This is a genomic window from Dolichospermum sp. UHCC 0352 (assembly GCF_009711925.1).
Lineage (GTDB): Bacteria > Cyanobacteriota > Cyanobacteriia > Cyanobacteriales > Nostocaceae > Dolichospermum > Dolichospermum lemmermannii.
In genome coordinates this window covers 22,056-47,791 of record NZ_VIKY01000263.1, presented here as the reverse complement: position 1 = coordinate 47,791, position 25,736 = coordinate 22,056, and the positions used below count along the sequence as shown (strand labels likewise).

The window sequence follows — 25,736 nt, the reverse complement described above, 5'->3', positions numbered from 1 at the left end:
ATTTACCCCACTTTTGTTTTGCTTAACCAATCCTGAATCTGACAGTGGAACTCCTTCTCACGTTTGATCACCTCAGCCAGAAAAGTGATAAATTTTTGCACTTGAGTCTGATTGTCCTGGGAGTTTTTACGGACAATAATCAGAAATGATTTGTAAACCTCTTCCCACAATTGGATAATCACGAGAATCTCATCCACGAGTTCTGAGACAGGAAGATTGAGTTCTTGATCCAAATCATGGAGGAAGTCCCGCAAATAATAGCGACTCCAGCGCATATCAAAGAGGCATTTTCCCAAAGATTGCGGAATTTCTCCCGATGTGGAGTAATAAGCACAAAAAGCTTCATAGATATAAGTGTTGAGAGCAACACCTGATAAATAAAGTCTACCTGGTCTACTTCTTGTCCGCCCCTCCAGAAAAGCAGTATTGACTTTATTTAGAACATTGATTGCCACCGAATCAAACTTTTTATTTTGATAATGCTCTGCAATTGTCACATTGATAATACCGTAAGTGACTAAAAAAGAATAGCCCCTAGCTTGAGTAAATTCTGGAAACTGGAGATTCCCGCGCCAGAATTTTTCTAAGGACTCAAGAGAAATCGTTCCCAGAAACTTGTTAGGTATAGGGTCATAAATGAAAACCTCTTCAGATCCTATTCCCACCACAGTGATATAGTGATCACCGATCATAAAACTACCACCTAATGTAGAGTTAGTCGGCGGTTTGAGATAATTTGGATTATGAAAATCTGGACTATGTGGTAGTTCGTAAGTCGTCCCTGTAAGAATTACTGGTTGATTGCGTTTTATGGAGGCACTAATTTGAGCAAGTCCCTCTTGGAAGGAAGATTCACCGGTTGTAGTTAATTCAAATAGATCCATCCCCTCTCGAAAAAGCTTATATCCACGCTGCATCACCAGGTTCGGCACTACATCAGTGGTATCAACGCTAAACACAGGGATACTCCAAAAATCAGCATTAGGTAGGAGACTGAGTATACTTCGACCCTGATTCTGGCGTAAATGCAAATCTACTAATGGATAATGACATACGTAGTAATAGGGAAATTCCAATTGAAGTTGGGATGCAAGAGTGATTTTATCCATATCATTTTTTACTCTGAATGAAACCTCAAATTGTAGATTAGAGCTTAGACCAGTTTTCAATCCTATACTCAATAGATATATCTTTTTGCACTTGTAAAAACCGCAGTGGCATTGGTGAACCGTCCTTTTGACACTCAAAGTTATACATCTCACAGCTAAAAACAGTTGCTAGATTAAAACCCCGTGGCAAGGTATATTTTCCCTCATAGAAATTTCCGCTGGTTCGCTGTAAGGTCATAGTTCCAAAATGTATCTGCTCAACATTCGGAGTTTCATCTGGAACATGGGCGCGTAGATGAACTTGCACTTGATCAGGTAAACTAGGTACAACTTGGAAATTATCGGATGTTTTTACTCCTTGAGATGAAAAGGATACTCTGGTCATACCAGTGGAAAGTCCAGTCAATCGGTTGCCTGGTTGCACCTGCAAAATCTGTGGATCTTCCACATCATAGCTACCAGTAAGATCAGTACATCGTAGTCCAGTGTCATACTCTACAACCGGATTAACTGTTAATGGTGCGCTACCTACTCCCAGGACTTGATCACCTTGTAGTTCCACAGAAACAGGTGTCCCTTCCTTACCGAAAAACAACAGTAGTGGGTGTTTTAAGCGCTTACCCCAGTGAGTGTCTACGTGAGCAGCATCGGGTTCTAAATAGTAGAAAAGGTCAATATTAGGCACACAACCTTGAATAACTAGCACATCAACCAATTCTCTTACCGGGCGGGTATAAATTCCTTCCGCATCACCGACATCAATCCAGAGCATGAACTGTGGTTTTTGCATTGGCCAGGAGTAGAGCCAAGTATTACTATCAAAACTACGAACAGCCGGGGAAAGCATCCCTACTTTGCCAAAAACATCAGGGTGGCGTTCGGCAATGTTATAGCTGACAGTTGCACCAGCACAAGAGCCGATTATGGCAGTGTGGGAGCGATCGCTCAAAGTCCTGAAATTATTATCTATAAAAGGCTTTACCTCTTGTATAATGAAACCCTCATAGGTATGACCTCCTAGTGCTTGATCTTTATACAAACCCGCATAATGCCAGTAATCAGATGTCACAGTAGCAGCAGCAGCAGCGATACCGACGACAATAATTTCATGAATTAAATCACCATGTAATAGTTGCTCAATTGTTTCATGTATTCGCCAAGATTCACCATCCACTTTTTTTGGCTCAAACAGGTGCTGCCCAGAGTGCATATAAAGAACCGGATAACTCCGAGTCAAATTATCTGCATAACTGGGGGGCAAATAGATATACAACTTGCGGACAAAACCTGAAATTTTTGAATCTAAATCAATTTTCTCAATCTTCCCACGCATTGGTTTTTCCTGGGTTTGATGAAATTTTCCGTTCATAAATTCTCTACAGTTTTTCTATCACCAACCAACAACTCCTCATCAATATGTTGGAAGTAAAAATAATTGAACAAAATGATGGACACAAATAACATCAGCACCCCTTCCATAATCATCAAAAACCCAATTCCCCGACCTGGACCTGTTTCAATTAATCTACCAATACTGTTAGCAAGTACGCCGTCAACATCCAGCATCGGTTCTAGAATTGTATCAGTCAGTGGACTAGCACTGAGAGTACCAAACGCTGCCCCCAAGCCTGTAATAGTGTAGAACAGTCCCAGTACACGCCCTTGAACATTTGGATGCACGCTATTTTGCCAAATTGTGGCATTAGTGCTGAGAATAATTGGCAGTGTAAAAAACGAAAGCGATATACCCAAGGTAATTAACGGGACAGAAGGTTTGAGACCAGCAATTACTAAAGCTATGCCATTTAAACTAGAAAATATAAACAAAGGAGAGATAGATTTTTTCCCACCTCCCCAGATACTCATAAAAATGCTGCCAGCAAGCATTCCACAGCCAGCGATTGACATTATACTGCCATAGGTTGTTGCTGTGGAAAAGGATAAAATGAGGGGATTAATTAAAACTGTAGTCATACCATTCACAAAAGAATTAATTGTCATGAATGCCAGCATGATCATCAAAAAAAGGCGAGAAGAAATATTTTCCCAGCCGTAAAAAATGTTATTAAAGATAGCAGTTATTCCTGTTATCGGGATAATACTAGGCTCAGGCTGAGGAATATCAATAATTAATAACGTTAAAAACCCAATCAAATAGCTGCATAAATCTATCATTAATAAGCCTTGAAGTTGGAAATTAACGATAATGATACCGGCTAATACTGGTGCTGCTAATTGTCCTACTGCTGAACTAAAATGTATTAAACCATTAGCTCGTCCCATCTGATTACTAGAAACCATCATCGGTAAAGCGGCAGCCTTGGCTGTCATTTGAAAAGAACCGCAGACTGAGGTAAAAAATGCAGCGACATAAGTATGCCAGAGTTGTAGATTGTCAGTCAGTAGCAGTAAGGCAAGTGTGAGTATAACAGTGGCTGCACCTATTTCACTGATAATAATTGTTGTTTTGCGATGCCATTTATCCACCAATGCACCAACAAAAGGAGTAATTAATACGCCTGGCAATATAGTAAAAAATAAAACTAGGCTTAATTGGGCAACGGCGTGAGTATTTTGATAAACCCAAATACTTAAACCAAATCCTGTGAGACGATTACCGATTTCAGATACAGACTGCCCTAACCAGAAAATAATAAAGTTACGGAGTTCACGAATCGGTTCAATGAGTTGATTAAGATGTTTCATCATTTGCATCTATATTTAGTGAGTTGTAAAAATTGGTTTTTCCATTTACGTAAAGTCTATAAACTCTCTTCTCTACTTTCCTGTTATATGTGTAGCTTAAAATCGCGCCCCGCCATCCACGTCTATAATGCTACCAGTAAAGTAGTCACATTCAATAATAAACCGTGCGGCCTGCCAGATTTCATAAGGTTCAGCAATACGCCCTAGAGGTATGGTAGCAGTCATTTCCGCTAAAGCATCTGGGGATACCCGACTCAGAATTGGCGTATTTGTTAGCCCAGGTGCTATACCTGCTACTCGAAAACCGAAAGCAGCTAATTCCAAAGCCCATGTGCGTGTATCCGCATCTAGTCCTGCCTTAGAGGCACTATAATTAGACTGACCTGGATTGCCTGACCTGGTGACAGAGGAAATATTGATAATCAACGCAGGAGAAATATTTTGCTCAATGGCTAAAGCTGCAAACTCCCGTGCCATAAAAAAAGCACCGGTCAAATTTACATCAATCACTCGCTTCCATTGAGCCGTCGGTAGTTTACGCAACCAACCCTCTTCATCTTGTGTAACTAACAATCCATCTCTAAGTATACCTGCGTTATTAACTAGGGTATTAGCATATCCTATTTTTGAAGATGCTAAAGGTATAAAATCTTTAACACTTGATTCATTGGCAACATCCAAATGCAATCCGTAGATTTCTCCCGGTAATTCTACAGCTTCTGTTACTAAATTTTTTAGCCCGTCCATATCTAAATCACCAGCAACCACCTTAGCCCCAGCACGAGCCATTTCTAGCGCGATGCAACGCCCAATGCCACTAGCTGCACCGGTAACTATAGCTCTAATATTTTCTAATTTCATAAAACCTTACAGTCCATTTTCGTGTGTCAAAATTTGTTTGTCTATGTATAAAAATGTATTGGATTTCTGTTAAAATTATACAATGTCAAGTGTATTTTACGTCAACCTGAGAGTTTTTGAGCCTGAAAAATTTTTTAAATTATTTTTTTATACGTCTGGTGAAAATTTCAAAATTTATGATATTCTAGTAATTGGGGTAAACTACTGACAATATAATATACAAAGAAAGTGAGAATACTGGGATATGTTTTTTGAATCTAGAGACTTTGAATTTATTGCGCCTTTAGAAAATAACTGGCTAATGGTTCGCACCGAATTAGAACAACTCCAACCAAAAAACTTTATTGATTGGCCAGAAAAAAATATTTATAACCAAGGCTGGGAAGTGTTTGGATTATATGCTTTTGGACAAAGATTAGACGAAAACTGTAGATTATGTCCCGAAACAACCAAACTAGTTGAAAACATCCCCGGTATGATGTCAGCCGGATTTTCTTCTTTAGCACCAGGGACATATATTGGACCTCATTTTGGGGCTACTAAGGCAGTTCTGCGCTGTCACTTAGGTTTAGTTGTACCGGATGATTGTGCAATTCGGGTAGATAAAGAAACAAAAAGTTGGCAGGCAGGAAAATGTCTAATTTTTGACGATACTTATGAGCATGAGGCCTGGAATAAATCTGACAAAACAAGAATCGTTTTACTTATTGACTTTAAGAAGCCGGAGTCAATTTTGACAGAGCCAATAAGCAGTAGTCAAGGGATTGATGAAGAGTATTGGTTAAATATTTTATCTCAAACTGAATTGTCAAAATAACTAGTGATTTAGTTGTCTTCTGTTCTATGGGTTTACCCTACTATGGAGCGATCGCAGTTGTTCAGAAAATTACTTAAGTGGTTTGATTTATGGAAGTTTATGTATTGCCTCTATCTCTTTCTCAAAGACAATTATGGTATCAGGAAATATTATCTCCTGGCAATATAGCTTATAATATTCCTATTGCCTTAAAGTTAGTGGGCAATCTTAATCGAATAGCTTTAGAAAATAGCTTTCGGGAAATCATGAACCGCCATGAAATTCTCAGAACAACCTTTGCTATAGAAAATGCAGAACCCGTTCAATTAATTCATTCAGAACGAGAGTTTCATCTCGAATATAAAATTATAGAATCACTTGCAGATAAGCAATCTGATCATCTCAAAATCATCTTAGAAACAGAATCGCGTCAACCCTTCAATCTCGTCAAAGACCAATTGATGAGAGTGATTTTATATCAAATATCAACACAGGAACATATTCTTTTAATAAATCTCCATCACATTATCAGTGATGGTTGGTCATTAGGAATATTTATTCAAGAACTGACACAATTTTATAGTGCTGCGGTTAAAGGTTCACATATTTCTTTGCCAGAACTACCGATTCAATATGGAGATTATGCCGAATGGCAAGAAACTTGGTTGCAAACACAGACAGTTCAACAACAACTAGCATATTGGGAACAAACCTTAGCGTCTCCCTTACCAGTTCTTGATTTACCTCTAGACAAAATCCGTCCAGCATCACAAACTTTTGATGGTGCAGTGTTACGTGAACCGCTATCAGCATCTATTACTAATTCTTTAGAAACATTGGCTAAAACTGAAGGTGTCACCTTTTTCATGGTGGCTTTAGCAGTTTATCAAATTCTATTATTTCGTTATTCTGGTCAAGATGATATTGTCGTTGGTAGTCCTTTTGCCAATCGTAGACGTAGCGAAATTGAAAATCTAATTGGTTGTTTTGTTAATACTTTACCCCTACGCAGTGATCTTTCGGGTCAACCTTCATTTCGACAATTATTACAGCGAATATCATCAACCTGCCTAGATGTTTACACAAATCAAGATGTTCCTTTAGAATTAATAACTGACAAACTAAAAATTAAGCGTGATCCTAGTCGTTCACCAATTTTTCAGACACTTTTTGCTCTACAAAATGCACCAAATGGCGAAATTCAATTACCAGAAATTACAATTACACCTATCTATCTTGACAATGGTGGTGCTAAATTTGATCTGAGTCTGATGTTAGAACCTGCGGCTGAGGGATGGATAGTAGCGCTAGAATATAATACTGATTTATTTACAACGGAAACTGCCCAACAAATACTCACACATTATCAACAATTGTTAATTGCTGTTGTTAATAATCCTGATGTTGATATTAACACTTTACCTCTATTAAGAACTAGGGAAAGACAAAAGCTTTTAGCATTAAGTTCTGCATTAGAATACACAAAATCAGAGACAACAAATTTAGTTGCACTATTTGCTAATATAGCTAATATTTATAGTGATAACGTAGCTGTAGTTGACTCAGAAAAAAAATTAACTTATCAAGAATTAGACCAACTCTCAAATATTTTAGCTGCTGCTTTACAACAAAAAGGAGTGGTTAGAGAAACACGAGTAGGGATTTTTCAAGAACGTAGTGTAGAGTTAATAATTTCTATACTGGCAGTTTTGAAAGCGGGTGGAACTTATGTACCCCTAGATCCTCATTATCCGCCAGAAAGGCTAGGTTTTATTGCTCAAGATAGTGGAATTAATTTACTATTAACAGTAGAGAATTTACTATCTACAATTCCGGTAAATATTGCGGAAATTTTGGTGATTGATAAGATAGAGTTTGCACCGAATGTAATTCTTACTTCTCAAATTCTCTCTCATCAAACGGCTTACATCATCTACACTAGCGGTTCGACTGGACAACCAAAAGGTTGTTTAGTCAGTCATAACAATGTTGTGAGACTGATGGAAAATACCCAAGCATGGTTTGAGTTTAATAGCAAAGATGTTTGGACAATGTTTCATTCTTTCGCTTTTGATTTTTCAGTGTGGGAAATGTGGGGAGCATTATTGTATGGTGGTAAATTAGTTATTGTTCCTTATTTAGAAAGTCGTTCTCCCACAGCTTTTCGCACTCTTTTACAACAAGAAGGTGTGACGATTCTCAATCAAACTCCTTCTGCTTTTCGGCAGTTAATCCGGGCTGATGAAGAATTTGCCGATAAATTAAATAGTTTACGAGTAATTATTCTTGGCGGAGAAGCATTAGAATTACAAAGTCTCAAACCTTGGATTAAACGTTATGGTGATAGTCACCCGCGTTTAATTAATATGTATGGGATTACAGAAACTACTGTTCACGTTACTTACCGTCCCATTCTAGAAGAGGATATTTTAGAAAATCGCGGTAGTGTGATTGGTGTACCGATTGCAGATTTATCTTTATATATATTAGATTCCGGTTTTGAACCTTCACCTTATGGTGTTCCTGGAGAAATCTATGTGGGTGGTATGGGCGTATCTAGGGGTTATCTTAATCGTTCTGCTTTAACAGCAGAAAGGTTTATTCCTGATCCTTTTAGTCAACAATTGGGAGCGAGATTATATCGGACAGGAGATTTGGCGAGAAGGTTGAGAAATGGTGATATTGAATATTTAGGACGCTGCGATTTACAGGTAAAAGTACGCGGTTTTCGCATTGAATTAGGTGAAATTGAAGCAGCTTTAACGGCACTTCCAGAGGTGTTAGAAGCTGTGGTTATTGTCTACTCAGAAGCTGAAGATGATCAGCGTTTAGTAGCTTATATTGTCTCGAATAGTGAGATTGACTACAATAAGTTACGGACGGATCTAAAAGAGAGTTTACCAGATTATATGATCCCGGCGGCTTTTATGGTGGTAGATGCGGTGCCATTGACTGCTCAAGGTAAGATTAATCGTCAAGCATTACCTATACCAGATTGGAATAAAGCGGCAGCTAGACGCAGTTTTACACCTCCACAAACCGATGCTGAAAAGGTAATTTGTCATGTTTGGGAACAAGTGTTAGGTATAGATGCTATAGGAATTGAAGATAACTTCTTTGATTTAGGTGGTGATTCTATTTTGGCCTTGCGAGTCGTTACAGAAATGCGTCGTCAAGGTTGGATATTAACACCCAAGGAAATTTTTCAAGAACAAACTGTAAAACGCCTATCTACTATAGTACAAAAGCAGAATTTGCCAGTGGAAACTACTGCTATAGTTGCCGGAGAAGTTCCTTTGACTCCTATCCAAAAATGGTTTTTTGATCTGAACATTCCCAATCCTCACCATTGGAATCAAGCTTTAGTTTTAGAAGTTCATCAATCTTTAGAAGCTTCAACAGTTGCATCCGCAATTCAATTAATTTCCGAGTATCACGATACTTTACGATTACGCTTTGAACAGAAACAAGGAGTTTGGCGACAGTTTTATGTAGAAAACAAAGCTACCCAAGAGGAGAATTTAACTTGGGAAATTGTTGATTTAGCTCTGAAAACAGAGTTAGAACAAAATACTATGATGAGGGAAGTTGGAGAGAGAGTACAGCGATCGCTAAATTTAACTAATGGACCTCTGGCTCGGTCAATTTGGTTTGATTTAGGAGAAAATCGCCCATCTCAACTTTTAATAGTCATTCATCACTTGGTTGTTGATGGTGTTTCTTGGCGGATTTTACTGCAAGATTTGGTGGAAGCAATCAGTGGTAGTCAACTTTCACCATCTACCTCATCTTTCCAACAATGGAGTCACTTTCTGCAAACCTATAGGAACTCTATAGATATTCAAGCAGAAACACAATTTTGGCTCAATACTATTCAAAAAGAAGCAGCAAAAATTCCCCTAGATTTTCCCCAAAGCTTAATAAATAACTCAGAGTCTTCTGTGAAAACAGTTGCTTGTAAATTAACCACAGCACAAACTCAGATATTTTTAACAAAAGCTAATAAAGCTTACCGCACCCAACCCCAAGAATTATTACTGGCAGCTTTAACGAAAACTTTGGGAAATATCACCCAAAAATCAAATCTCCAAATTATGATGGAAGGGCATGGTAGAGAGGAATTATCTTCAGATTTAGATATCACGCGCACCCTGGGTTGGTTCACCACTCTTTATCCTCTCAGTTTAGAATTGCCGGATATTAATTTAGAATCAGAAATCATTAAAACCGTCAAAGAAAAATTGCGTGCTGTTCCCAAACGCGGGTTTGGTTATGGACTTTTAAGATATCTTGAAGAGGGAACAGGGAACAGGGAACAGGGAACAGAGAATAGGGAGAAGGGAGAAAAGCCGAAATTTACCAATTATCAATCACCAGAAATTAGTTTTAATTATCTTGGTCAAGTACGCAGTGAAAGTGGTAAAAATAAAAAATTACTCCGCTTATTGAATTCAGAAATAGAACAAACTCGAAATCCTGAAGGCTTGCGTCCCCATCTTATTGATATTAACGCCATTGTTGTTGAGGGAGAGTTGCGGGTTGATTGGTTATATAGTTCTAAGTTACATCAAGAAGAAACAATTACTAAATGGGCGGATGAATTTCACAAAAATCTTCTAGAAATTATCAACCATTGCAAAGAAGTAGGTGTAGGTAGCTATACACCATCAGATTTTCCCCTAGTTAAAATTTCTCAATCTTCTGTAAATAAGCTCCAGGAAAAATATTCTCAGTTAGAAGATATTTATCCCCTATCTCCTTTGCAAGAAGGGATGTTATTTCACACAATATATAATTCAGAAGATGCTATTTACTTTGAACAAGTTACTGGTAAAATTATTGGCAAATTAGATGTTGACAACTTTAATTTTGCTTGGCAAGCTGTTGTAGATAGACATCCTATTTTGCGGAGTGCTTTTGTTTGGGATAACCAAGATACCCCTCTACAAATTGTGAGTAAATCTGTTGATTTTTCCATTGTCCAAAAAGATTGGCGTGATTTATCTTCTACTCAGCAAGAAGATAAACTTCAGGAATATCTCATCGCAGAACGGCAACAAGGATTTATTTTAGACCAATATTCTTTGATGCGGTTTAGCGTCATGCGCTTAGATAATTTTACCTGGCAATGGGTGTGGAGTCATCACCATATTACCCTTGATGGTTGGTCATTACCAGTTATTTTCAAAGAAGTTCTGACTATTTATCAATCAACCTGTCAAAGAGTTCCCCATTCTTTGCCACCGGTTCCTCCTTATCGCCATTATATTCAGTGGTTAGCAACTCGGAATTTGCAGGAAGCAAAACAATTTTGGCAGGAAAATTTAGCTGATGTTTCTACATCTACTCGTCTGTCTTGGCAGATACCAGAATCAGAATTTGATGTTAATTTACCTGCATATCAAGAAGTAGAATTACGTCTGAGTCAAGATGAATTTGCAGTATTGCAAAAGATGGCACAAAACCAGCGATTAACATTGAATACTGTAGCTCAAGGTGCTTGGGGAATTTGTTTACAAAAGCATGGCGCAGGGGAAGATGTATTATTTGGTGTTACTGTTTCTGGTAGGCCACCGGAATTACCAGAAATAGAAAGTATGGTGGGGTTATTTATCAATACTTTGCCAATGCGAGTCCAAATTAATCCTAGTTTATCTGTTGCTGCTTGGTTGCAAAATATTCAACAGCATCATGTTGAAATGAGAGAATATGAATATAGTAAATTAACAGATATTCAAAAAGAGATTCAAATAGGGTCAGGAGAGTCTTTATTTGAGAGTATTTTAGTATTTGAAAATTACCCTGTTGACCAAAGTTTAAAGGAACAAGGGCAAGATTTTAGAGTTGATGAAATCCAGTTTTATGAAAGAACAAATTATCCTTTAACGGTGGGTGTAATTCCTGATCAGGGATTATTATTAAAACTAAATTATCAAACTAGATTTTTATCGCCTTCAGCGGCTAGAATCATGCTGTTGCGCCTGCGGAATATCATGATGAATATGGCAGAACAGCCGAATGTGGCATTAGGAACAATCCCGGCGTTATCAAAACCAGAGCGATCGCAAATTATCAGTAACATTGCAGTTAATACTATTACTTGGGGGGATTTTCGTCCTGCTCATCAATTATTTGAAGAACGTGCTGATTTACAGCCTGATAGCGTGGCATTGGTTTGTTGTGAGAGTGAAATTACTTATAGTGATTTGGATAAATATGCCAATAATTTGGCAGCTAAACTCATCGCCACAGGGTTTGGATTTGAGTCCATAATTGGCTTATATTTTGATCCTTCTATTGAATATGTGATTTCTCTCCTGGCTGTGTTAAAAATAGGTGCAGCCTTTTTACCCTTAGATCGCAGTTATCCAGAAACACGACGGCAATTTATTGTAGAAGATAGTCAAACTCGTTTGATTTTAACAAAAACAGTTTCTGCACCAGGATTATTTCCAGATGATGTCAAAGTTATTGCTATTTCTGAATTAGATTTAACGGCAAATATTCCTCGTCCTTGCTTAAAAGTTAGACCAGAAAATCTGGCTTATGTGATCTATACATCCGGTTCTACAGGTAAACCCAAGGGTGTTTTGGTTTCTCACGCAGGGATAGAGAATCTGGTACGCAATCAAACTGCAAGTTTCGGTGTCACAGCCAAAAGTCGCGTTTATCAATTTGCTTCTTTGAATTTCGATGCGGCAGTTTCCGAGATATTTATGGCTTTGGGTAGCGGTGCAACTTTATATCTGCAAGAACAAGCAAATCGCTCTCCTAATGCTGCTCTATGGGAGACATTAACTGCATGGCAAATAACTCATGTTACCCTCCCTCCTTCCTTAGTAGCTGCTATTGAACCAGCAAATTTACCCAAATTGCAGACTTTGATTGTGGCAGGGGAAACGGTTTCTGGGGATTTATTGCGGCGTTGGAGTGGAGAGAGCCGCACCTGTTTCAATGCTTACGGACCAACGGAAGCTACAGTTTGCGCCAGCTTGATGAATTGTAGCAATTTGTTGAGAGAACCGAGTATTGGCAGAGCGATCGCTAACGTCGAAATTTACCTTCTTGACTCATTTTTAGAACCAGTGTCCCCTGGTGTCACTGGGGAAATATATATTGGAGGTATCAGTTTAGCACGGGGTTATTTACACCGTCCCGATTTAACAGCAACCGCATTTATACCCCATCCTTTTAGTAAAACACCAGGGGCAAGACTTTACAAAACAGGCGATCGCGGTGTATATGATCTACAAGGTAATATCCGCTTCATGGGTCGTCAGGATGCCCAAGTTAAACTTAACGGATACCGCATAGAACTAGGTGAAATTGAAGCCGCCCTAACTAAGCATAAAACCGTAGATAGTGCGGTAGTTTTATTGCGCCAAGATTTACCCGGACGTAAACGCATAGTTGCTTACGCCCTAGCACCGCAAGACAACCCACCAACTAGTCAAGAATTAAAGGATTATTTAGCAGAAACTTTACCTGCATATATGTTACCTAGTGCAGTAGTGTTAGTTTCAGCTTGGCCACTCACACCTAACGGGAAAATAGATCGTCGAGTCTTACCCGCACCGGAAATATCAACTACACCAACCATAGCTAAAACGCCTACAGAGGAGATATTCGCGCAAATCTGGGCAGAAGTCTTAGGACTGGAAACCGTCAATCCTGATGATAATTTCTTTGAATTAGGAGGAGATTCGATTATCAGTTTGCAAATAGTTTCTCGCGTTCGTGCTGCTGGTTGGGAAATTAACCCCAAAGACATCTTTGAAGCTCAAACTTTATCACGACTTGCTGCAATAGCTAAACCATTAGCGCGGAAAATAGAAATTATTGAGCCGTTAACTGCTGTTGTTGACCTTTCCCCCATTCAGTATTGGTTTTTGAGCAAAAATTGGACTCATCTCCACCACTGGAATCAAGCAATAGCCCTGAATAGCAGTGAACCTTTAAATATAGATGCCTTGATTGTGTCCTTAAACGCCTTAGTTGCCCATCACGACGTTTTCCGCTTGGGATTCTCCCAAAATCAAGGACAATGGCAACAATTTTATACTGGTACTGCGAAAAGCCCACCTTTGCAAATTGCAGACTTTAGCGACCATTCACCCCAAACCCAACAAGAGGCTTTAACCGCAATTGTCGAAGCAGAACACGCAAGTTTTCAATTAGATAATCCGCCATTACTGCGGTTGTTATATGCTACCAATCTCAGCGAGTATGGTAACGTTTTATTTCTCTTTGCTCATCATTTAATTATAGATGGCGTATCCTGGCGAATTTTACTCACAGACTTAAACCAAGCCTATCAACGAACTATAGATGATCAACCCATTTCCTTACCATCAAAAACATCCTCCTATCGAGAATGGACTGCATCTTTGCGAACTTTAGCAGATTCTGATGCGATCATTAAAGATATCCCCTTTTGGCAGAACATTTTCTCAAATCCTGTCGCTACCTTACCCGTTGATTATCCAGTTATCAACGGTAAAAATACAGTAGACAGTACAGCCATAATATCTTACCAATTAACCCCAGAAGAGACAAATATTCTCCTCAAACAAGCAACTATAACCTATCATGCCAATATCCAAGAAATCATGTTGGCGGCATTATTTAAAACTCTCTGGGAAACTTATCAAGCTGACAATTGGCTCATTGATTTAGAAGGCCATGGTAGAGAAGAACTAATTGATCAATTAGATATTTCTAGAACAGTAGGTTGGTTTACCTCCCTCTATCCAATTTTACTACAGCAACCAGAAACCAATACCCATCAAGATACATTAATCAAAGCAATTAAAACTCAAATTAGAAATATTCCCCATCATGGCATCAGTTTTGGATTACTACGATATGTCAGTCAAAATAAAACCTTACAGGAAAACCTTAATTATGCTAATCAATCTGCTATCAGTTTCAACTATTTGGGGCAAATTGACAACAAATCCCCAGGTAATCACCTATTTAATCTTAGTCATGTGCCTACAGGAACGGGGCTATTTGCTAAACAAGAACGTCCTCACCTGTTAGCAATTAATGCACGTATTCAAAACGATTTTCTGCAAATAGAATGGTCTTACAGTCAAAATATACATCAAAAACAAACCATCAATCATCTAGGAGAAAAATATGTGGAGAACCTGCGTTTATACCTCACAGATTCAACATCTAGTAATTCATCATTTTATAGTGCTACTGATTTCAACCTAGTTGATTTATCTGAAAACGAACTAGATTCGATTTTAGAAGATTTAGAATAACTCTTTTTTATGCTCTGCTTTTAATAAAACACAAGGTTAATTATGACAAGTCTCAAAGATAAAATCCAAGATATTTTTCCTCTTACTCCCTTACAAAAAGGACTATTATTTCATTCCCTCTATGAACCAGAATCAGGGGTTTATTTTGAACAATTACATTGTCAATTACAGGGAGATGTATCTATAGTCGCAGTACGTCAAGCTTGGCAAACTTTAGTAGATCGTCACCCCATTTTGCGGACTGCTATTGTTACCAAAGGACAAACAGAACCCGTACAAATCGTATTTCGCAATCTCGTATTTAATATCACAGAAGAAGATTGGCGAGGATTAAGTAGCATAGCCCAAAAAATCCGCCTTGAAGAATTTTTAGAATCAGATAAACGACAGGGTTTCGTTCTCAATCGTCCCCCCTTAATGCGAGTCAGCTTAATTCGGTTAGAAGAAGATCGTTGGCATTTAATCTGGAGTCATCACCACTTAATTTTAGATGGTTGGTCTTGGCCAATTCTACTGCGAGAATTTTTAATGCTGCATAAAGCAGCCAGAGAAAATATAAATATTTCCCTACCTAATGTCCGCCCCTATGGTGATTTTATTGCTTGGTTAAAACAGAAAAATCCCCAAGATGGTGAATTTTTTTGGCGTGAATATATGGGCGACTTTGAAAGTGCTACCCCATTATTAATGACTTCTAAAACCAAAGTCAGCGACACCTTTAAAGGTGGAGAAATTAACCAACTATTATCACCAGAAAATACCGCATTTTTACAAAAATTAGCCCGTAATTGTAGCGTCACTCTCAACACTGTAATTCAAGGGGCTTGGGCAATATTACTTAACCGCTATAGTCGGACTACAGATATTGTTTATGGCATTACAGTTGCAGGAAGACCTCCAGAATTGCCAGGGGTAGAAGGGATGATTGGACCCTTTATTAATACCTTACCATTTCGTGTCTTGATATCTGGAGAAGAAACTCTGGAATCTTGGTTACAAAAACTGCAAGCTAGAGCATCTTTAATGCGTCAATTTGAACATACTAGTTTATCAGACATTCAAAGCTGGAGTCGTGTCCCCCGTGGACAACAAATGTTTGAAAGTTTGTTAGCTTTTGAAAATTTCCCCTTTGACAACTCCTTAAAAACTGAAGATTTTGGTTTAAATGTACCAGAGTCATCCTTCTCTGAAAGTACCCATTATCCCTTAACTTTAGTAGTCGTTCCTGGGGAGATAATTTCTCTGAAGTTAAGCTACAATGCGGCTCGTTTTGATGCAGTAACTATGGAATTATTGCTAGAACAATTTAGCAATTTGTTGTTAAACATGGCCAATAATTCTCAAGCACTTTTGCACTCTTTATCACTGCTTGGCTATGAAGAAAGAGAACAGAAAACAGAAAAGAAAGAACAGTTACCAATTACCATTGCTGAAATCTTCACAGAAACTGTTAAGAAATATCCAGAACGCATTGCCCTAACTTATGACAATGAAAGCCTCACATATCAAGAATTAGACCGTCAGTCTAACCGCATAGCTCGATATTTACAATCATTAGGAATTAGTGCAGAAAAACGAGTAGTAATTTGTTTAGAACGTTCCCCAGAAATGATTATAGCCATGTTGGCTGTAGTCAAAGCAGGGGGAGTTTATGTTCCCGTTGATCCGGCATATCCTGATGATAGAATTGAATTTACTATTACTGACTGTGAAGCAGAATTAATTCTCACCACAACTAATATTACTGAAAAACTTCCAGACTCGACCATCAAAATTTGTTTAGATGCAGAAAATGCACCTTATTTGAATGTAAGCACAGAGGCTTTAATTATAGATAATATTGAGCCAGATTCAGGAGCTTATATTATTTATACATCTGGTTCAACAGGAAAACCTAAAGGTGTATTAGTCACTCAACACAATCTAACTCGATTGTTTAAGAGTACAGAACATTGGTTTAAATTTAACGAGCAAGATGTGTGGACATTCTTCCATTCCTTTGCTTTCGACTTTTCTGTGTGGGAAATTTGGGGAGCTTTATTTTATGGTGGAAAATTAGTCATTGTTCCTCATTGTGTGAGTCGTGACCCTCAAAGATTTTTACAACTACTACAAAATGAGCAAGTTACTGTTCTTAATCAAACTCCTTCGGCCTTTGCTCAATTATTAGCTTGTAAAGATGTTACTGTTAATTTATCAAGTTTACGTTACATCATTTTTGGTGGTGAAGCTTTGAATCTTGCAAGTCTGCGTCCTTGGTTTGAACATTATGGGGAAAATCAGACGCGCTTGGTGAATATGTATGGAATTACAGAAACCACAGTTCATGTTACCTATAGACCAATTAGCAAACAAGATGTAGATAATTCATCTGGTAGTTTAATTGGTCAACCAATTCCCGATTTACATCTTTATATTCTTGATTCTGATGGAAATCGTCTCCCAACAGGAGTAATTGGGGAAATGTATGTGGGTGGTGCGGGAGTTGCTCGTGGCTATTTAAACCGCCCAGAATTGACAGCAGAAAGGTTTGTTAAAGATCATTTTTCTTCAAGTTCATGCTTGTATCGTACAGGTGATTTGGGTCGTTTTCTGCCTAATGGCGATTTGGAATATTTAGGACGGATAGATAACCAAGTTAAAATACGCGGTTTCCGCATTGAAATTGGCGAAATTGAAACTGCTCTTTCCCAGTTTCCAGATGTGCAGGAAAATATTGTGATAGTTGCGACTGATGCAGAAAGAAATCAAAAACGGTTAATTGCCTATCTGGTTTGTACTTCTGGAAAACAACCAAATATTCAAACTCTGCGAAATCATCTGCAACAGCTTTTACCGGATTATATGATTCCATCGCAGATAGTTTATTTAGATAAATTTCCCCTCACTCCCAACGGTAAAATAGATAGAAAATCCCTACCCATACCAGAAATTAATCGAGAAAATATAGGGATTGAATTTGTAGCACCAGCCACAGAAATTGAGCAAAAAATAGCGGAAATTTGGCAACAGGTTTTAGGTATAAATCGAGTTGGCAGATTTGATAATTATTTCGTTTTAGGTGGCGATTCTATCCGCAGTATTCGGGTTTGTTCTCTAGCACAAGCCGCTGGATTAAACTTAAAAATTGAGCAAATATTTTCCCATCCTGTTTTATTGGAATTAGCGGAATTTTTGGAGACAGCAGCAACAGTAGAAACTCAAGTTTGGCATCAAGAACCGTTTGCTTTAATTACCGATGCAGATAGAGAAAATTTAGAAAATATTGCCATTGATGCTTATCCTTTAGCACAATTGCAAGCCGGAATGTTATTTCATGGTGAATATTCTCAGAGTTCAACAACTTACCATGATGTTTTTAGTTTTCGGATTCGTATACCTTTTGATTTGCAAGTTTGGGAACAAGCTTATGGTCAAATGTTTGCTAGACATAGGGTATTAAGAACGGCATTTTATTTAGCTGAATTTAGTCAACCAACTCAGGTGATTGTTAAAGATGTACCCGCAAAGGTGATTTTTGCAGATTTAACTAATTTATTGCCATCAGCACAAGATAATTATATCAAAACCTTTATTGATCAAGAACGAGTAAGTCGGTTTGATTATAAAAGTGCGCCGTTAATGCGTTTTCATATTCATTTGCTGGATCAAAATGTGATGGAAGCAACTTTTAGTTTCCATCATGCCATTATAGATGGTTGGAGTTTTGCTAACTTTTTAGCAGAATTAACAGGTTTATATCTAAATTTAATGGGTAAGGGTGTGCCGATTTTACATCCTCAAACTAATTTAGAATATTCTCGATTTATTGCTTTAGAACAACAGGCTTTACAAGATCAGAAAAAAAGGGAATTTTGGCAACAACAACTGAAGGAAATTTCTTTTACTAAAATACCTCGTTTACCGATAACAGTTTCCTCGGAATCACAATCAAGCATGGGGAAAATTGATCTAACTTTATCAGACACAATTTCTCAAGGTTTAAAAGATGTATCTCATCAATTGGGTGTACCTTTAAGGACTGTATTGCTGGCGTTACATCTACATATTCTGGCTGTTTTTTCAGGAGAAGAAGAAATAGTTACAGGTTTGGTAAGTAACGGTAGGCCAGATGAAACAGATAGCGATCGCATTTTAGGACTATTTTTAAATACCTTACCATTACGGTTAAAATTACCTCGTGGTTCTTGGGTAAATTTGATTAAAGAAACATGGCGGGCTGAACAAGCATTAATGCCAAATCGTCGTTTTCCTTTAGCAGAACTGCAACGGCTAAATGGTAATCAACCTTTATTTGAAACTTCTTTGAATTTTGTGCATTTTCATGTTTACAAAGGATTACTAAATTGGCGAGAAGTTGAATTACTAGAATCAACATCTTTTGAGGAAACAAATATTCCTTTTGCAGTTACTTGGAATGAAGAGGTGGCTGCTGTTAACATCAGTTTAAATATTACCTACAACAGTCAGGAACTGACCGCAGCACAAATCAATAACATTGCTAATTACTATCAAACCAGTGCAGAATTATTGAGTAAAAATCCTCAAAAAAATAGAGAATATTTGCTCACACCACAGGAAATTTTCACGAATGATAAAAATGATCAATTAGAAATTACTCCAGTCCATGAAATTGTCACTCAACAAGCAGCCGTAAATCCTGATTCTATTGCTGTTATTTGTGAAGGAGAAGTTTGGACATATCAGCAATTAAACCAAAAAGCTAATCGCCTGGCGCGGTTTTTACAAAAGCATGGTATTAGTCATGAACAACCTGTGGGTATTTGTTTAGAACGTTCCTTAGATATGGTTTGTACCATGCTAGGTGTCCTGAAAGCAGGTGGTTGTTATGTACCCATAGACCCCCATTATCCCGCTGCGCGTATCCAATCTATGTTGGAAGATGCCAAGGTTAATTTATTACTAACTCGGTCAGAATTAAAGGTCAATTATGGTGAAACTATTTGTCTGGATATCTACAAAGAAGAAATAGAAACCCAATTTACTGACAACTTAGAAATTACCGTTTTTCCTGACAATATTGCCTATATCATTTTTACTTCTGGTTCAACTGGTAGACCAAAAGGTGTAGCTGTTTCTCACCAAGCATTAGCCTATCACCAAAATTGGTTTTTAGAGAATTTTACAGTTAATAATCATGATATAGTTCTGCAAAAAACACCATTTAGTTTTGATGCTTCCGTGTGGGAATTTTGGACACCTTTAATGGTGGGTGCAAAACTGGTTATTGCTAAACCAGGAGGACATCAAGATCCAGCTTATTTGGTGAAAACAATACAACAAGAAAATGTCACATTGCTGCAATTAGTCCCCAGTTTATTAGAAATCATCTTGGGTGAACCAAAATTTTCTCAATGTTCTAGTTTGCGATTAGTTTTTAGTGGTGGAGAAGCGCTGAAAAAACGGGTTTGGCATGAATTTAAAGAAAATTTAGCTATTCCTTTAATCAATCTTTATGGACCAGCAGAAACGACAATTGATGTGGCTGTTCATGATTGTCGAGAAAATGAAAATGCTGATATTATTCCCATTGGTGAACCAGTCACCAATACTAAGTTATATGTTCTTAATTCTCATCTGCAACCTGTACCAGTGGGGACACCAGGAGAGTTATTTGTATCTGGATATCAATTAGCGCGTGGTTACTGGAATGCACCAGGAATGACTGGGGAACGGTTTTTACCCGATCCTTTTGTGGAAGGTGAAAGAATGTATCGCACAGGCGATCGCGCTCGTTACTTACCAGATGGTACAATAGAATTTCTAGGACGTGCAGATCAACAGGTAAAAATTCGGGGTTTCCGCATCGAAACTGGTGAAATTGTCGCTGCATTAGAACAACAAACTTGGGTGAATCGTGCAGTAGTTAAAGCAATTATTACTCCAGGAAAACCAAATCGGCTGATTGCTTATTTGCAACTACAAGAAACAATCACAAATTGGCAAAAAATTCTGCGTTTGGAACTAGCGCAAATTCTTCCCGATTACATGATTCCCGCTTTCTTTGTTAAAATTGAAAATTGGCCATTATTACCAAATGGTAAAATTGATCTTAATTCTTTACCCAATCCAGAAATTGAAAAGACAAGCACAAGAGACGAATATATAGCCCCAGAAAATGAAACAGAAAAGATTTTAACTCAACTGTGGGAACAAGTATTACAAGTATCTCGTGTTGGGGTGACAGATAACTTTTTTGAATTAGGTGGAGACTCAATTATTGGATTACAAATTATTGCTAAAGCCAGGGATTTAGGTTTTTATTTTACACCTCAAGATTTATTTAACCATCCCCAAGTAAGTGATTTAGCCTCTCATGTCAGGAAAGTTGATGATCAATCTGTAAAATTACCAACTATTGAACAAGGTGAAATTCCTTTAACTCCCATTCAGAATTGGTTTTTTCAACAATCTTTAGCTTATCCAGAACATTGGAATCAGGCTATTTTATTGGATATCAAACCACAATTCAATATTGCCAAATTCCAAAAAGCTGTAAATCAACTTGTCACCAAACATCCAGCTTTCCGGTTAAAATTCCGCCAAAGTGAAACAGGTTGGATACAAGAATTAGATCCTAATATTCAAGGTGTAAATTTGGATATTGTTGATTTAACAAATATTCCTGAAACTGAATTATCTGCACAACTGCAAACCATAGCCACTAAGTTTCAAAGCCAACTTAATCTAGAAACTGGTACTCTGTTCCGTGCTGTCTATTTCCAAACAGCAGCAAACACAGCCGATAAACTATTATTGATTATTCATCACCTCATAGTTGATGGTGTTTCTTGGCGTGTGATTTTGCAAGATTTAGCAGCGAAAGTTGTGGAAAATATGCCTCAATCTTTGCAAAAGCAGAGTGTAAGTTTTCCACAATGGAGTAATTATTTACAACAAACCATTCAAAGTGCTAATTGGGAAAAAGATGTTGACTTTTGGAAACACCAAACTGTAGATAATTTCACATTACCCCTGGATTTACCTAATAGCTTGCATGGCGACGTAGGAGACATAGAACTAGCAAATAATACAGAAAATTCGGCAACGCAAATTGAGTGTAATTTCACCAAAGAAGAAACGGATAAACTATTATTTGATATCCCTCGTACCCGCAAAGCACGCATTCAAGAAGTTCTCCTCACAGCACTTTTAGCAGCAGTTAGCGAATGGATTGGTAAATCAGAAATTGTCATTGCTTTGGAAAGTCATGGTAGAGAAACCACTTTAGATATATCTGATGCTGTTGGCTGGTTTACATCTCTATTCCCCTGCAAATTAGCAAAATCAAATGGCAATATTTTAGATAATTTAGCCACAACTAAAGAACATCTCAGAAACTTACCCAATAATGGTTTTTCTTACGGTATTCTCAGTCAAAAACCAGAATATGCTGCTATTTTATCGCCCATTCCCCAAGGGATTATTTTTAACTATTTGGGACAATTTGACGAACAAATTACACCAGATGCACCATTTACACCTGCTGTTGAAGATACAGGAATTTCTCGACATCCAGAAAATCAACGTGCTTTTCAATTAGAAATAACTGGTTTAATTGCTAACGGTAAATTGCAAATGCGATTTGGTTTTAGTAAAGCCTTACATCAAGAAGTAACTATTCACAATCTAGTAAATAGTTATCAAAGATGTTTAAGAGATTTATTAACAGCTAGTGATTATCAAGCTGAAAGTTGGCAACCTAGAGATTTTCCCTTGGTTAATTTAACTCAGGAACAATTAAATATAGCTGTCGAGGGAACTACTGATTTAGAAGATATTTATCCTCTAGCACCAGTGCAAGAAGGTATTCTTTTCCATACTAACTATGAAACTGATAAGGATATTTACCTGCAACAAGTAACAGGTAATATTGAAGGAAATTTGGATGTAGAAATATTTAAAACTGCTTGGGAAAGCTGCATTAATCGTCATTCTAGCTTGCGTACTTCCTTTATTTGGCGATCGCTTCCTCATCCTGTAGCTAGAGTGCATAGTAGTGTAAATTTGCCTTTTATCGTCGAAGATTGGCAGAATTTAGGCGTTAATGAATTAGAGTCAATGTGGACAGATTTATTAACAAATGACCGTCAACAAAACTTATCCACAGAAACAGCACCTTTAATGCGGTTAACGTTAGTAAGAACCGAATCCCAAAAATGGCGATTCTGTTGGACTCATCATCATATATTGTTAGATGGTTGGTCTTTACCTCTAGTTTTTGGCGATGTCATTGCTTTTTATCAAGCACAACAAAGTCATCAAGTTTTGCATTTATCACCAACACCAAATTATCGAGATTTTATTGTCTGGTTAAATCAAAAAGAAACTCACACAGCAGAAGCATTTTGGCGGCAAGAATTAGCAGGTTTACAGTCTGCAACTAGCTTAGGATTAATAAATCAAAAATCTACTGATTACCAAATTTTAGAAGCTACTATTGCGCCGGAAATTTACACACAACTGAAAACCTACGCCAATAAAAATCAAATTACAGTCAATACTTTAGTGCAAGCCGCTTGGGGAATTTTGTTGAGTAAATATAGTGGTGCTGATGAAGTTGTTTTTGGGATGACGGTTTCAGGAAGGACAACAGAATTGTCAGGTTTTAGTGAGATGGTGGGTTTGTTTATTAATACCCTACCTTTGCGGTTAAAATTTGATGCAGCCACACCTGTGCAAAAATGGTTAAAAGAAGTAGGCGATCGCATTTTATCCATCAATGAATATTCCTACAATCGTTTGGTAGATATTCAAGGTTGGAGTGATGTCAACAGAGGGGAGTCTTTATTTGAGTCTATTGTGGTTTATGAAAATTACCCCGTAGGCGAAAATTTACGTAACCATCCCGGTGACTTGGTAATCAATGGTGTAGAGTCTTTAGAAAAAAATCATTATCCTGTCAGTCTCTACGCTTTACCAGGAGAAGATCTAACCCTAAAAATTGCCTTCCAAAAAAATATAGGGACGGTAAAAGAACGGGAGCAATTATTACAGCAACTAACCCATATTTTAACCACCTTTGCCACCAAATCACCACAATATATTGGTGAAATTGGTCTGCGAACTTCCCCTGACCAACCAATTACCCATCATCCATTACCAATTAGTACCATCCTAGATTTATTTAGCCAACAAGTCTCACAAAATCCCGACTCCCCTGCTATTCTTCAAGGTAAAAAATGGTTAACATATCGTGAATTAGATCAAAAATCTGATCAAATTGCCCAAGCATTAATCCAGTTAGGAGTCAAACAAGAAACATTAGTAGCTGTATGTTTAGAACGCCATGCAGGTTTAGTCATGGCATTGTTAGGAATTATCAAAACTGGTGCAGCTTATTTACCACTAGATCCAGCCTTCCCAAGCGATCGCTTACAATGGATACTTGCTGATAGTCAGGCTGGGGTAATCCTCACAGAATCTCAAATTGCCCCCCACATACCCACATCATCAGCCCAAATCCTCTTACTAGAAGCAATACCACAAGATCCAACAGTCATTTCTCCACCGCAAACACCCTTAAATTTAGCATACACAATTTACACTTCTGGTTCGACTGGCAGACCCAAAGGAGTACAAATTCAACATCAATCTTTAGTGAATTTCCTCCTCAGTTTCCAAGCCAAACTACAATTAACTGCGGCTGATACCCAAGTTGCGGTAACAACAATTTCCTTTGATATTGCCGGTTTAGAATTATTTTTACCCTTAATTAGTGGTGCAAAATTAGTTCTAGCTGACAGAGAAACAACCCAGGATGGATTTAAATTAGCTCAATTGTTGCAACAATCTCAAGCAACAATTATGCAAGCCACTCCCACAACTTGGAGATTACTATTAACCGCAGGTTGGCAACCACAAAATGACTTTTGCGCCCTCTGTGGTGGGGAAGCAATGCCAGGAGAATTAGCGGCTTCTCTCTTAGAATCAAAGGTAAATCTGTGGAACGTTTACGGACCTACAGAAACTACTATTTGGTCAGCCATGAAAAAGGTAGAGCAACCAGAAGATGCCCTTTCTATTGGTCAGGGAATTACTAACACATCTTTGTATATTTTGGACAGGGGTTTAAATCCACTACCAGTAGGAATTGCTGGTGAATTGTACATTGGCGGCATGGGACTAGCGCGAGGTTATCGTGGCAATCCAAGACTGACATCAACAACATTTATACCTAACCTATTTTCACAACAACCCGGAGAGCGTTTGTATCGCACTGGAGATTTAGCACGGTGGCTACCAAATGGAGAAATTGAATTTTTAGGAAGACTCGATTATCAAGTAAAAATCCGTGGTTATCGCATTGAGTTGGGAGAAATTGAAACTGTTCTAGAAAGTCATCCAGCCATTACTCAAGCCATTGTCCAAGCAATTGGTGAGACTTTTACAGATCAAAAGCTTGTGGCTTATTTAGTGGCTAAATCTGATAACTTGCGTGGCGTAGCCATTGAGGAAACACCAACAATAGAAACCCTGCGCTTATATCTCTCGACAAAACTGCCCGATTATATGATACCTTCGGCTTGGGTCTTTTTAGATACTATGCCTCTTACCGCTAATAATAAGGTAAATCGCCGTGCTTTACCCATACCTACTCAAGCAGATGCACAAGTAGATTATTTAGCACCCAGAAATCCCATTGAAGAAGCATTAGTAGAAATGTGGCAAGAATTACTCAAAGTTGAAAAAGTGGGGGTAAAAGATAACTTCTTCCATTTGGGGGGACATTCGCTGTTAGCTGGGCAATTTCATGGACGGATTAAAAAAGTATTTGCCGTTGATTTGGCATTAAGAGAACTATTTTCTACTGTAACTATTGAAGAAATAGCGCCACTTCTGGTAGAAAGAGAAACCAAATCAGGAAATACAGAAAAAATTGCTAAAGCCTTTTTACGTCTTAAACGCATGACACCAGAAGAAAAAGCCCAATTATTACAAGCCAAGCAGCAACAAAATTAACCCAAGAAA

7 protein-coding genes are annotated in these 25,736 nt (G+C 37.9%); 3 read left to right on the top strand and 4 right to left on the bottom strand.

Translation table 11 applies throughout. From position 1 onward, the window contains the following. Window positions 1–2: 2 nt before the first annotated feature. From FJR06_RS18720 to FJR06_RS18705, 4 genes are all read right to left on the bottom strand, one after another. Window positions 3–1,109, bottom strand: coding sequence for a hypothetical protein (locus FJR06_RS18720; protein ID WP_168652024.1), 1,107 nt, complete (start codon window positions 1,107–1,109; stop codon window positions 3–5). Window positions 1,110–1,146: 37 nt separating this feature from the next. Then, window positions 1,147–2,478, bottom strand: a complete 1,332-nt coding sequence (locus FJR06_RS18715) for an alpha/beta hydrolase-fold protein (RefSeq protein ID WP_015080892.1) — start codon at window positions 2,476–2,478, stop codon at window positions 1,147–1,149. Then, window positions 2,475–3,824, bottom strand: coding sequence for an MFS transporter (locus tag FJR06_RS18710; RefSeq protein WP_254434452.1), 1,350 nt, complete (start codon window positions 3,822–3,824; stop codon window positions 2,475–2,477). Before FJR06_RS18710 ends, FJR06_RS18715 begins: the two co-directional genes overlap by 4 nt. Window positions 3,825–3,911: 87 nt before the next feature. Further along, window positions 3,912–4,676, bottom strand: coding sequence for an SDR family oxidoreductase (locus tag FJR06_RS18705; RefSeq protein ID WP_168652023.1), 765 nt, complete (start codon window positions 4,674–4,676; stop codon window positions 3,912–3,914). A 244-nt stretch (window positions 4,677–4,920) separates the two neighbouring features. On the opposite strand from FJR06_RS18705, the gene FJR06_RS18700 reads away from it, so the two are divergent. The 3 genes from FJR06_RS18700 (at window position 4,921) to FJR06_RS18690 (ending at window position 25,727) form a co-directional block, all read left to right on the top strand. Then, window positions 4,921–5,493 carry an aspartyl/asparaginyl beta-hydroxylase domain-containing protein gene (locus tag FJR06_RS18700; protein WP_168652022.1) on the top strand — a complete coding sequence of 191 codons (573 nt, stop codon included), beginning with the start codon at window positions 4,921–4,923 and terminating at the stop codon, window positions 5,491–5,493. 89 nt (window positions 5,494–5,582) lie between these two features. Beyond that, window positions 5,583–14,744 carry a non-ribosomal peptide synthetase gene (locus FJR06_RS18695; protein WP_168652021.1) on the top strand — a complete coding sequence of 3,054 codons (9,162 nt, stop codon included), beginning with the start codon at window positions 5,583–5,585 and terminating at the stop codon, window positions 14,742–14,744. Between the two features lie 42 nt (window positions 14,745–14,786). Next, a complete protein-coding gene (locus FJR06_RS18690) occupies window positions 14,787–25,727 on the top strand; it encodes a non-ribosomal peptide synthetase (protein ID WP_168652020.1) in 10,941 nt (3,646 codons plus the stop codon). Window positions 25,728–25,736 lie beyond the last annotated feature (9 nt).